The following is an 11,866-nucleotide window of genomic DNA, read 5'->3' as shown; positions in this document are numbered from 1 at the left end:
TTTTTTAAACTTCAACCTACCTAATTTACTGATTTATATAATTTAAAATTTATTAATTTTCTTAAAAGTGAATTTAAACAAAGTAAGTATATGTAATTTAATGACTTAATTAAAAATATGGATGTAATTCCACCTAATTTTGATGATCAAATTGAATTAAAGCAGAAATATTTAAAAATATTTCTGCTTTAATTTTTACTTCTTGTTCTTTATCTGAACACTAATGATTTTAATCGGCTGTTTAGGGACATTTTGATGCATTCCATAGTTACCTGTAGGAACACTAACAATTTTATCAACAATATTCATTCCTTTCGTTACCTTACCAAATACAGCATAACCAGCATCCATTTGTGAACGATTTAGGAAAGTGTTGTCAGCAACGTTAATAAAAAATTGACTCGTAGCAGAGTTAGGATCACTAGTACGAGCCATTGCCAATGTACCGCGCGTATTTTTCAAACCATTGCTTGCTTCATTACTAATAGGTGCTTTAGTTACCTTCTCAATCATATTGGCATCCATCCCCCCGCCTTGAATCATAAATCCTGGGATGACTCGATGAAAAATAGTTCCAGCATAAAAGTTACTTTTTACATAGCTTTCAAAATTTTTTGCTGATACAGGTGCTTTATCGTTAAAAAGTTCAATTTCAATATTTCCCATACTGGTTTTCATATCAACCATTGTGTTGGCAAATAAATGGCTGCTTACTAATAGTAGACTGGTTGTCATCAACAACTTTTTCATGATTGCTTTTCTCTGATTTTAACGAGTGATTTGTTGTACTTCTCAATATTAGTTTTACAGATTTATTTTTGCTATTTCTATTTGTTATTTACTAATAAAAAAACCTATGTTCCACGTGAAACATAGGCTGATTAATTTAATTGTGTTTATCCCAAAACTTTCTGAAGTTTTTAGCGATTTCGATTGTATTGCGTTTAGCTTTACTCGAAATCGGTGTGAGATTAATAAATCCATGCGTTTGATCTGGATAATCTACATAATGCACTTTAACACCACTTTGTCTTAGTTTATGGCTATAAATCTCACCTTCATCATGTAATAAATCATGCCCTGCTGTTACCACAAATGCTGGAGCTAGTTTTTTAAGACTTCCATACGTAGGTGAGATTAATGGATCATCTAACGCAACTTGATGCTGTGTTGAATAATGTTTAGTGACGTAATCTACATCTTTACTAGTTAACACCAGACCCTGACCATAGGCATAAAAAGAAGGATGTTTACTTTTAAAATCTACAACAGGATAAAACAACAACTGAGCTTGTGGTGCATATGATTTACCAACCGCATGCTGTGCAACTACAGTACTAATATTTCCTCCTGCACTATCTCCAGCAACAGCGATACGATTTTTATAAATTTTTAGCTGACGACGATTTTGATACACCCATGCTAATGCATCATCACAAGATTTAATGAGTAACTGCGGAGATGCTTCTGGTGCAAGCGGATAATCGATACTCAGAACTTGTACTTTTGCGTACTTCGCAATGAGTCGACAGGCTTCATCATGCGTATCTAAACCACCAACGACGAAACCACCACCGTGATAGAACACGATCATCGGTAATTTTTTATTAGGTGCAGGATGATAATGCCTTGCGAAAACAGTGCCACTCTGTAAAGGCAGACGTATATCTTCTACCGATTCTATAGAAGTCGATTTATTTAAAATCGCTAACATTTGTGTATCAAATTGACGGCGAGATTCGATCGGATCGTCTCCAATAAAACCAACACGCCCTTGTTTAATTTGAACTGCCATTAAGCATTTTGTAAAAGCATCCAAATATGGATATTGATATGGGTAGCCTAAAACTTTCGCCAATGATTCTTGTACAATATTAGGCAGCTTATCTAGCGCTCGTGCAGCAGGACCTTGTCCTTTATCTAAAATCGTTTGAATTTTTTGAGGTAATGCTGACACGTTCTTCCCCTTTTTCGCCCTGTCCATAGTTCTTGTTCATATCGACTATATGCTGTTATAAAGTCGTAGATCAAGATAAAGAATTCAAAATCATGCTGTAACCTAAATGGCTTATCTTAAAAAGTCATTAACCATTTTGCTAATCACTGCTTGCCTTTCATGCCAATAGCCAAGCTCAAGCACAGGTAAAAGAGGTATTTTCTGATTTTTTAATATTTCTAATGGCTTTGTTGCACAAACCTATCTGTAAAGGCTTTTCATCGCGGAAATATTGCCATTTGGTTTGATCCTGCTACGCAATGGTATGCTTCATCAATACGTTTAAAAGTAATGATGTGATTGCGCTGTATCAAATGTGTCTCAAAGCAGAAGGCATTGCCATGTTACCAACGCTATTGGTGCGTCAGGATATTGCACAACAACGTTTACAACAGGTATTTACAGATTTTTTGCACCCGACCTAACCTTGTGGTTAGTCTATGCATCAAGGCAACATTTACCGAAAATAACCCAGAAATTTATTGCTTTCGTGATCGAAAACTTAAATTTTTACTTAAATCAGCAAAATTAAAAGATTTAAATTGACCTGAACGCTTGAATTTTGTCGCCTTGCCCATACTTCATCCCTATCTATGAATGACCAAGATGTGGCAGTTCGGGTTTAACCCTATGAGCATTCACGCCAAAAGGACTGTACATGTTTAAGAACTTTTTTCAACGGAGATCATCAATGGCTAATGAGCAAAATGAGCAAGCTCAAGACATTCAAAATGAGCAACAAACTGAACAAACTCAAGCTGAAGGTGTAGAGCAAGCAAACGAGCTTAGCGTTGAAGATTTACAAGCGCAAATCACCAAACTCGAAGAAAGCTTGAAACTTGAAAAAGCCCGTACCGCAAATGCCGTGTACGAAGCACAAAAGAGTGTTGAACGTATCCAGCGTGAATCTGAAAAACACAAAGATACCGTTCTTGAGAAATTTGCTAAAGAATTACTGGATTCTGTCGATAATCTTGAACGTGCAATTCAAGCCGCGGGTGAAGAACAAACACCTTTACTGGAAGGTGTAAAACTGACTTTGAAATCGCTACTGACAACACTTGAAAAATTTGGTGTAGTTGAAGCAGATACACAAAATGGTTTCAACGCAGACCTTCATCAAGCAGTCGGTATCGATCCAAATGCTCAAGCGAACCAAATCGGCACTGTATTGCAAAAAGGTTATACCTTAAATGGTCGCCTACTCCGCCCAGCGATGGTGATGGTGGGTCAATAATCTACAGAGCAAAGTATTTATTTGCTCAAAAGTGCAGAATTTTGAGAGTTTTTTGATTTTTTTTCATAAAAATGCTTGAAAAAAACTGATTGACTCTCATATCGAATAACAAGCAAAACATTGCAACAAAATTTTAGAGGAACATTCCAAATGGCAAAAATTATTGGTATTGACTTAGGTACTACCAACTCATGTGTTGCTGTACTTGAAGGCGATAAAGTAAAAGTAATCGAAAATGCTGAAGGCGCACGTACAACTCCATCAATCATCGCTTATAAAGATGGCGAGATCTTAGTGGGTCAAAGCGCTAAACGTCAGGCTGTAACAAACCCGAAAAATACATTATTCGCAATCAAGCGTTTAATCGGTCGTCGTTATGAAGATCAAGCGGTACAAAAAGATATCGGTCTTGTACCTTACAAAATCATCAAAGCAGATAATGGCGATGCTTGGGTTGAAGTAAACGATAAAAAATTAGCGCCTCAACAGATCTCTGCTGAAATCTTGAAAAAGATGAAGAAAACTGCAGAAGACTATTTAGGTGAAACTGTTACTGAAGCGGTAATTACCGTTCCTGCTTACTTTAACGATGCGCAACGTCAAGCAACTAAAGATGCGGGTAAAATCGCTGGTTTAGACGTTAAACGTATCATTAACGAACCAACTGCTGCGGCGCTTGCGTTCGGTATGGACAAAAAAGAAGGCGACCGTAAAGTTGCAGTTTACGACTTAGGTGGTGGTACATTCGACGTATCAATCATTGAAATCGCAGACCTTGATGGCGACCAACAAATCGAAGTGTTATCAACAAATGGTGATACATTCCTTGGTGGTGAAGACTTTGATAACGCGTTAATTGAATTCTTGGTTGAAGAGTTCAAGAAAGAACAAAGTGTGAACTTGAAAAATGATCCACTTGCGTTACAACGTTTGAAAGAAGCTGCTGAAAAAGCAAAAATCGAGCTTTCTTCATCAAATGCAACTGAAATCAACCTTCCATACATCACTGCTGATGCAACTGGTCCTAAACACTTAGTGATCAACGTAACACGTGCAAAACTTGAAGGTTTGGTTGCTGATTTAGTTGCTCGTACAATCGAGCCTTGCAAAATCGCGCTTAAAGATGCGGGTCTTTCGACTTCAGACATCTCTGACGTAATTTTAGTTGGTGGTCAGTCTCGTATGCCACTTGTACAACAAAAAGTACAAGAATTCTTTGGTAAAGAGCCACGTAAAGACGTGAACCCTGACGAAGCAGTTGCAATCGGTGCTGCGATTCAAGGTGCGGTATTGTCTGGTGACAAAACTGACGTTCTTCTATTAGACGTAACACCATTAACTTTAGGTATCGAAACAATGGGCGGCGTATTGACTCCGATCATTGAGAAGAACACCACGATTCCTGCGAAGAAATCACAAGTGTTCTCTACCGCTGCTGACAACCAGCCTGCTGTAGACATTTCGGTTTACCAAGGTGAACGTAAAATGGCTCAACAAAACAAATTGTTGGGTAACTTCCAATTAGGCGACATTCCACCTGCGCCACGTGGTGTACCGCAAATTGAAGTATCATTCGACATCAACGCTGATGGTATCTTGAAAGTATCGGCTAAAGATAAGAGCACGGGTAAAGAGCAATCTATCCAGATTAAAGCAAACTCAGGTTTGTCTGATGCTGAAATCGAAGCAATGATCAAAGATGCTGAAGCGAATGCTGAAGAAGATCGTAAATTTGAAGAGTTAGCGAAAGCACGTAACGAAGCAGATGCACTTGTTTCTAGCGCGCAAAAAGCAATCAAAGATCTTGGCGAACAAGTAACTGCTGATGAAAAAACAGCAATTGAAACTGCTGTTTCTGAGCTTGAAGCTTCTACGAAAGAAAACGATGTAGAAGACATTAAAGCGAAAACTGAAGCGCTGCAAAACATCATTATGCCAATCAGTCAACGTGCATACGAAGCGGCTCAACAAGCGGGCGGCGCGCAAGGTTTTGATCCAAATGCATTCCAAGGCGGCGATGCGGGTCAACAACAAAAAGCGGACGACGGTGTTGTAGATGCTGAGTTCACTGAAGTAAAAGATGACAAAAAATAATTTGTCGCTTTAAAAAAGACCGCGCGAAAGCGCGGTTTTTTATATTTTAAGATAAGTCATTTTGTTCAAAACAAAGTTCGCCCAAAATTGGCATAAACAAAGGTATAACGCCACAGGCTTTTATTTCTTCAATAAACTCAGGAATGTTCACCCCAGGTAATAACTGTGGTGGTGCATCAATCGGTGTCACCATGCTATCCCAATGACATGGAATAATGTATTTCGGTTTCAGTAGTCGCACCACATCTTTGACATAGTTGGGACGATACTTACGTCCAATCGCGCATAGACACACAATATCAGCCTCTCGCCCCTGCAATTCCTGCTCGATAAAGTCGGCTGAATCAATATGCACCACACTGAGCTTGCCCGTATGAATCCACCAGTTGAAGACCTGACCATGCCGCAGATGATGAAATCTGGGCGGATAAGGCGGAGGTGTGGTCATATCCCCTGGTAAAGGCACAAGGCCAAACAGTGCCTTACCATGTATGGATGGTAAACCCACCACTTGCCATTGACCACAATCTATGATTTCTCTTCCCTTTGTTTCAAGCATCTGCTGTTCCAACAGGCCTGCTGAACGTCCATACATTAAAGTCGCTTTGGATCCAATTAAACGTGCTCCTGTTTGCTTACAAACCTCAGGTGCATCTAAAATATGATCGTAATGGGCATGCCCAATCAATACATCATCTGCATTTGGTATATGTTGTCTGACTAATTCAGGATCACTCAATAAACGCTGAGTAAACGTTTGGGTTAAGTTTGGACGACTGATAAAAGGATCAAGCACAACTGTACGATGCTGATCAGAAAGAATGAATCCCGCTGTCCCCAAATATTTGATTTTTAAATTTTTAACGTTTGCCTCAGCAGGAGAATCTGCTGTTCATACAGTATCAGGCGCTTTCAATAAATATTTCAGCATATTGTGCCTTAGTGTTTATTTTATTTATTCCTTCAGAATATGCATTAAAGCAGAATGTGATACATGTTGATATATTTTCCAGATATTTCTTATTCTTGTTATAGTTCAATTTATTTAGATCAAAAGTCTCTCTTAAACTGATTCATCTCATTTTCAGAAGAATAGAAAATACAATCATGCGCTTTTTAATTTTTTCAGGGTTAATTATTTTCTTATTAGGGTTAAGTTATCAAACTCAGAAACATCCTCAACTAAAATTCAATTCATTAGCTGACCGTATCACTCATCCAACAGATACTCGCCTGCGTTATCGAATCGCTGAGGTAGATCCTCGTTTTAAACTCAGTATTGAACAAGTACAAGAAATTAGCCAACAAGCAACTCAAATTTGGAAAGATGGTACAGGTCAAGATTATTTTGTTTATGACCCCAATGCCCAACTTGCGATTCACCTCATTTACGATGAACGCCAACAAGAAAGTGAACAACGCCGAGAACATATAACTCAACTCGAAGCGAATCAACAGGTATGGAAAGATAAAAAACAGCAATTAGACCAAATTGAACAAGAAATTATGCGGAGTAAGCAATTTTTAGATTTAAAACAAGAACAACTCAATCAACAAATTCAGCAATATAATCAAGAGCAGCTTTCTGCTCAACACAACCAATCTTCATCTGGGAATTCGACATATTTTCAGCAGAAACAACAAGAGCTACAAAGTAATATTGAGTTAGTGCAACAAGAAGTTAATCAATACAATCAAAGAATTACTCAATTAAATCAAAAAATAGATGAACTTAACTCACTGGATCAACAACTAGATGCTTCAGTCAAACAATACAAACAACGCTTTCAACCACATTTATTTCATAAAGGCTTATTTAATGGAAAACAAATTTTAATCTATGAGTTTGAATCAGATAACGATTTACGATTAACACTAGCACATGAACTAGGACACGCCCTTGGTTTACAACATGCAAACAGCCCTCAAGCTTTAATGTACCCTATTATGAAAGATCAAGAGATGGACCATTTCCGTCTCACTCAGGCTGACCGTGATTTATTATTAACAAGATAGCCTTTTATGGCTGAATTCGCCCTACAACAAGAGATTCAAGTTTATAATCAAAAAACTCAGCAACTTAATCGAGATATTCAAAAACTCAATCAAAATAATAAGCAACTTGTAGCATCAGCTCATCAATTTAATCAAACATTTCAGCCACGTTTGTTTCACAAAGGGCATTTTAATGGTAAACAGATTTTTATTTATGAATTTTCATCACTGGATGATTAACGCCTCACTCTGGCACATGAGTTTGGACATGCACTAGGTTTAAAGCATACCAAAGATCCAAAATCACTGATGTATCCAAGAATCAAGGAACAAGATGCGAAGAACTTCCAACTCGCAGATGTCGATCTGGAACTACTCGGCTTTTCTCGTTAAGTCTCTGTTATAAGGATATGAGAAATCTATAAGCTGATGTTTTTAAAAAGATCGTAACAATGAGTCGATTCTTTTGATTTATTCATGTTATTGTGGTGTCAAAACATCATCTTAGTCTTAATGGAGATCAGCATGAGTTATTATCATATCCTCATTGAAGTGAATGACCACATCAGTACGATTGAACAGACTCGTGATATTGAAATCTTAGATATTCAGGATCTTAGTCCGTATCTTCATTCTATTTTGATCCCCTATTTCAATGAACATGAATTAGAGTTTGAAGATGAGAATCTTGCTTATAATGAAGTTCTACATCTCGAAGTTAAACAAACGCTCTTGCCAATTGAACACCTGATTGAAGAAGAACAAAAACAACTACCTAGCGATACAGATGTGACCATTACTGCTTACGAGATTTTTAATGATCGTGATTTAAGCCAAGATGTCACTGCGGTGATTTTTGATATTTTAGAAGCCATAAAATTAGATGCTGCACCCTAAATAAAATAAGGTCTGTGTTTAAGCAGACCTTATTTTATTTAAATATATTTATTGCATCATTTGTTTTGCTTGCTCTTGCCTAAATGCACGTAAAATTTGTTGACCAGCACGACCTGTAGGATTCAGGCCTAAGCGCGTTTGCTCTTGGCGAATGGCTTGACGACTTTTGTCTCCAATCAATCCATCCACCACACCAATATCATAACCTCGCTTGACCAAAAACTGCTGAATTTCGCGACGCTCTGCTCGAGAAGTCCCTGCATCATCCGTTGGCCAAGACGTTAAAAATGCTGTACCACCACGTAAACGATCAGATAAATGAGCGATCGCTAAACCATAACTTTCAGCAGCGTTATAGCTATAAATTGCATCAAAGTTTTTAAAGACCAAAAATATTGGACCATTCGCGCCCGCAGGTGAAATCAATCCAGCAGGCGTACTACCCGATAAATTACCTTGAATTAAAGCTGTACCATCAGCACGAGTCACACCCTGTGCAACCCAGCTATTCAGCGACCTTTTATTACGGCGGTTTTCACCTGCAACTGACATACCTTGTGGAATTGTCACTTCAAAGCCCCACGGCATACCTGTTTGCCACCCTGCCCGTTTTAGGAAATTGGCCGTTGAAGCCAGAGCATCTGTGGTACTTGAAACCAGATCACGGCGACCATCAGCATCAAAATCAACCGCTAAACGCTCATAAGTCGATGGCATAAACTGGGTATGACCAAAAGCCCCTGCCCAAGAACCATAAAGCTGATCTTGGGTTAAATCACCGCGCTGTAAAATACGCATCGCGGCAAAAAGCTCGCCACGGAAATAACTTTGGCGGCGTCCCTCACAACTTAATGTACCTAAGGCTTGTAATAAAGGATATTTCCCTGAAATATCGCCATAGTTACTTTCCACACCCCACACCGCCACCACCGTTTCCGCAGGAACACCATAAGCCTGTTCAACTCGATTTAAAACAGCACGATGTTGAGCAAGTTTTTGTTTGCCCACTTGGACACGCTCATCATCAACCAAACCTGATAAATAGTCCCAAATTGGAGTCGAAAATTCAGGTTGATAATTCAATTTGTCTATGACCGAATAATCAGGCGTTAGGTTTTGTGTATAACGATCATAAGTCGCACCAGACACCCCAGATGCAATTGCCTGAGAACGCAAGTTCGCAATACACGACTGGAAATTTGTATTTGGTGAATAGGCACTGTTGGATGGTGCAGTCGTTGTCGCTGACACCGTTTCACCATTAATAATGAGTTCTGCATGCGCTTGATTAAATAAAGCAAATAAGGCAGTGCCTAGAAAAAAAGAAAAATAATGTTTCATGACTTAACCAAAATATTTGAATTTAAATTTCCATATCACCTTAACATGCTGTTTGAATATGTATCGTTTGGAAACGTAACTTTGAATTCATTTATTGTCTTTTAAATTTAAAACCTAATTTTTAAATTCATAACTCCACCATCGTTTTAAATTTAAAAGTTACCAACACCCTTCATTTAAATTCAAAACAAGCATCAATCACTATCTGTATGTTTGAATTTAAAAATAACTTCATATCAACCATGTTTTTAAATTCAAAAATAGATACTTCATTTAAATTCATTCCAATTTACTAAAACAGCTTGAATCTATAGATTATTCCTTACATTTCATAAAATTAAGATCAAAAATAGATATCCACAGCCTCAAAATTTAAATTCAAAACACAGCAACACCTTTGGTTTAAATTTAAAAAATGCATATTTTTGAATTTAAACCACAACACTCAACAATCCACTATAATTTAAATTCAAAAGCCCAGTTTAAAGTTATCCACAGCACTCCAAAAATGGTATCGCACATTTTTTGAATTTAAAACTTTAAATTCAAAAAATCATACGCAATAAAAAAAGCGATCCAAAGATCGCTTTTAGATAATGTGGATAAGTTTAGAGATTCATATCATCTGTCAGTGCTAATGGAACTGGTAAAATCTTTGCCAACTGACGACACAAGTCGGTTAAATCATCACGGTCATTCGGCATCAGTGTGATATGGCCCAACTTACGACCTGCACGCTCAGACTTATTATAAAGATGTAAATGCGCACCTTTCAGTGCTAAAACATCTTCTGATTTCGGGTGTTGACCAATGATATTGATCATCACTGTTGGGCGCACAACATCGGTTGCTCCTAGCGGCAAGCCTGCTACTGCACGGATATGATTTTCAAACTGCGAGCAAATCGCACCCTCAATCGACCAATGTCCTGAATTATGAACACGACATGCCATTTCATTAGCATAAAGCCCTTGTTCGGTCACGAATAACTCAAGCGTAAGCACACCCACATAATTAAGATGATTTAACAACCGAGTAATATAGTCTTGTGCAACTGGTTGTAAATCTGTGCTATTTGGTGCAGGAACGATTGAGTGTGACAATATGCCATTGTGATGGTGGTTTTCAGCCAGTGCCCAAGTTTTGACATCGCCATCCTGTCCACGCACCGCAATAATGGATACTTCACGGCTAAATTTCACAAAACTTTCAGCAATCAAGCTTTTGGCAGGCCCTAATTCAGCCCAAGCTGTATCAATTTGATCTTCAGAACGTAATACGAACTGACCTTTACCATCGTAGCCACCTGTTACGGTTTTTAATACGATAGGTAATCCAAGTTCAGCCACGGCTTGCTTTAAGCTCTCTAAGCTATCCACAGCACGATACGGTGCAACTGGAATACCGAGTTCATCAAACAAACTTTTTTCTGCCAAGCGATTTTGTGCTGTCGCCAAAGCAAGGCGAGGAGGGTGCAGTGTTTTGGTTTGGGTCAAAACATCTACATCAGCAACAGGCGTATTTTCAAATTCAAGACTGAATACATCGGCACTTGCGATGAAATCTTGTAGTGCTTCTGGATTTTTACTTGAAAATACATGACCTAAAATAGCTGCTGGGCAGTCTGTTTCGGCTTCGAAAAAGCTACATTGAATATTGAGTGGTAAAGCTGCTTGCGCCATCATGCGCCCAAGCTGTCCACCACCAAAAATACCGATGGTTTTATTCATGATTGGCCCCGTTATACTTGACCAGGAATGTTATTGTTCGATACTTTTTCCGTTTGAGCTGTGCGGAAATCAGCCACATTTTTAGCAATATCTGGGCGGGTTAAACCTAGAATTTGCGCTGCAAGAATTGCCGCATTGGTTGCACCTGCCTGACCAATTGCCAGTGTTCCCACAGCAATACCCGCTGGCATTTGTACAATCGAAAGCAATGAGTCAACGCCATTTAAAATTGAAGATTTAACAGGCACGCCAAGCACAGGTAAATCAGTTTTAGCAGCACACATCCCAGGTAAATGCGCCGCGCCACCCGCACCTGCAATAATCACCTGAATACCACGATCACGTGCTGTTTCAGCATATTCAAATAAACGATCTGGCGTACGGTGCGCAGAAACCACCTCAGCTTCAAAAGGAACACCCAATTGTTTGAGCATATTAGCGGTATGTTCAAGTGTTGCCCAATCGGATTGAGAACCCATGATAATTCCGACTAAAGGTTGGCTATCTGTTGCGACCGCATTCATTGGCTTTTCCAAAACATGATAAAAATAGGGAAATGTCTCGACTTACGCCAAG

9 protein-coding genes and 3 pseudogenes are annotated in these 11,866 nt (G+C 38.6%); 6 read left to right on the top strand and 6 right to left on the bottom strand.

Annotated elements, in window-relative coordinates:
• Window positions 1–195 precede the first annotated feature (195 nt).
• Together CDG59_RS12070 and CDG59_RS12065 are read right to left on the bottom strand one after the other, a co-directional pair.
• Window positions 196–750, bottom strand: a complete 555-nt coding sequence (locus CDG59_RS12070; protein WP_005158803.1) for a peptidylprolyl isomerase A — start codon at window positions 748–750, stop codon at window positions 196–198.
• 136 nt (window positions 751–886) lie between these two features.
• A complete protein-coding gene (locus tag CDG59_RS12065) occupies window positions 887–1,957 on the bottom strand; it encodes an alpha/beta hydrolase (protein WP_205666458.1) in 1,071 nt (356 codons plus the stop codon).
• Window positions 1,958–2,274: 317 nt separating this feature from the next.
• On the opposite strand from CDG59_RS12065, the pseudogene CDG59_RS12060 reads away from it, so the two are divergent.
• The 3 genes and pseudogenes from CDG59_RS12060 to dnaK all read left to right on the top strand — a co-directional run.
• A pseudogene (locus CDG59_RS12060) lies at window positions 2,275–2,528 on the top strand (LysR substrate-binding domain-containing protein); the annotation flags it as partial.
• Window positions 2,529–2,687: 159 nt separating this feature from the next.
• Window positions 2,688–3,233: a nucleotide exchange factor GrpE gene (gene grpE / locus CDG59_RS12055; protein WP_087545555.1), complete on the top strand. Its 546-nt coding sequence runs from the start codon at window positions 2,688–2,690 to the stop codon at window positions 3,231–3,233.
• A 150-nt stretch (window positions 3,234–3,383) separates the two neighbouring features.
• Window positions 3,384–5,327: a molecular chaperone DnaK gene (dnaK, locus tag CDG59_RS12050; protein WP_087545554.1), complete on the top strand. Its 1,944-nt coding sequence runs from the start codon at window positions 3,384–3,386 to the stop codon at window positions 5,325–5,327.
• 46 nt (window positions 5,328–5,373) lie between these two features.
• Here dnaK and CDG59_RS12045 read toward each other — a convergent pair.
• A pseudogene (locus CDG59_RS12045) lies at window positions 5,374–6,258 on the bottom strand (MBL fold metallo-hydrolase).
• A gap of 176 nt (window positions 6,259–6,434) precedes the next feature.
• Between CDG59_RS12045 and CDG59_RS12040 the strand changes: the two are divergent.
• The 3 genes and pseudogenes from CDG59_RS12040 to CDG59_RS12030 all read left to right on the top strand — a co-directional run bounded on the left by CDG59_RS12040 (window position 6,435) and on the right by CDG59_RS12030 (window position 8,219).
• Window positions 6,435–7,343, top strand: a complete 909-nt coding sequence (locus CDG59_RS12040) for a matrixin family metalloprotease (RefSeq protein ID WP_087545553.1) — start codon at window positions 6,435–6,437, stop codon at window positions 7,341–7,343.
• Between the two features lie 21 nt (window positions 7,344–7,364).
• Window positions 7,365–7,715 (top strand): annotated as a pseudogene (locus tag CDG59_RS12035) (matrixin family metalloprotease); the annotation flags it as partial.
• A 120-nt stretch (window positions 7,716–7,835) separates the two neighbouring features.
• Window positions 7,836–8,219, top strand: a complete 384-nt coding sequence (locus CDG59_RS12030) for a hypothetical protein (RefSeq protein ID WP_087545560.1) — start codon at window positions 7,836–7,838, stop codon at window positions 8,217–8,219.
• Between the two features lie 48 nt (window positions 8,220–8,267).
• On the opposite strand, the gene CDG59_RS12025 is transcribed toward CDG59_RS12030, so the two are convergent.
• The 3 genes from CDG59_RS12025 to purE form a co-directional block, all read right to left on the bottom strand.
• Entirely contained in the window at window positions 8,268–9,560 is a 1,293-nt protein-coding gene (locus CDG59_RS12025; RefSeq protein ID WP_087545552.1) for a lytic murein transglycosylase, read from the bottom strand.
• 608 nt (window positions 9,561–10,168) lie between these two features.
• Window positions 10,169–11,290 carry a 5-(carboxyamino)imidazole ribonucleotide synthase gene (locus tag CDG59_RS12020; RefSeq protein WP_087545551.1) on the bottom strand — a complete coding sequence of 374 codons (1,122 nt, stop codon included), beginning with the start codon at window positions 11,288–11,290 and terminating at the stop codon, window positions 10,169–10,171.
• Window positions 11,291–11,301: 11 nt separating this feature from the next.
• Window positions 11,302–11,814, bottom strand: coding sequence for a 5-(carboxyamino)imidazole ribonucleotide mutase (gene purE, locus CDG59_RS12015; protein WP_004660511.1), 513 nt, complete (start codon window positions 11,812–11,814; stop codon window positions 11,302–11,304).
• Window positions 11,815–11,866: the final 52 nt, after the last annotated feature.

This window comes from Acinetobacter sp. WCHA29 (genome assembly GCF_002165335.1).
Classification (GTDB): Bacteria; Pseudomonadota; Gammaproteobacteria; order Pseudomonadales; family Moraxellaceae; genus Acinetobacter.
This window is presented reverse-complemented; position numbering and strand designations above follow the sequence as displayed.

Coding starts and splice junctions, on each gene's coding strand:
- CDG59_RS12070 (WP_005158803.1), bottom strand. CDS start 750: ATGAAAAAGTTGTTGATGACAACCAGTCTACTATTAGTAAGCAGCCAT.
- grpE (WP_087545555.1), top strand. CDS start 2,688: ATGGCTAATGAGCAAAATGAGCAAGCTCAAGACATTCAAAATGAGCAA.
- dnaK (WP_087545554.1), top strand. CDS start 3,384: ATGGCAAAAATTATTGGTATTGACTTAGGTACTACCAACTCATGTGTT.
- CDG59_RS12040 (WP_087545553.1), top strand. CDS start 6,435: ATGCGCTTTTTAATTTTTTCAGGGTTAATTATTTTCTTATTAGGGTTA.
- CDG59_RS12030 (WP_087545560.1), top strand. CDS start 7,836: ATGGAGATCAGCATGAGTTATTATCATATCCTCATTGAAGTGAATGAC.
- CDG59_RS12025 (WP_087545552.1), bottom strand. CDS start 9,560: ATGAAACATTATTTTTCTTTTTTTCTAGGCACTGCCTTATTTGCTTTA.
- CDG59_RS12020 (WP_087545551.1), bottom strand. CDS start 11,290: ATGAATAAAACCATCGGTATTTTTGGTGGTGGACAGCTTGGGCGCATG.
- purE (WP_004660511.1), bottom strand. CDS start 11,814: ATGAATGCGGTCGCAACAGATAGCCAACCTTTAGTCGGAATTATCATG.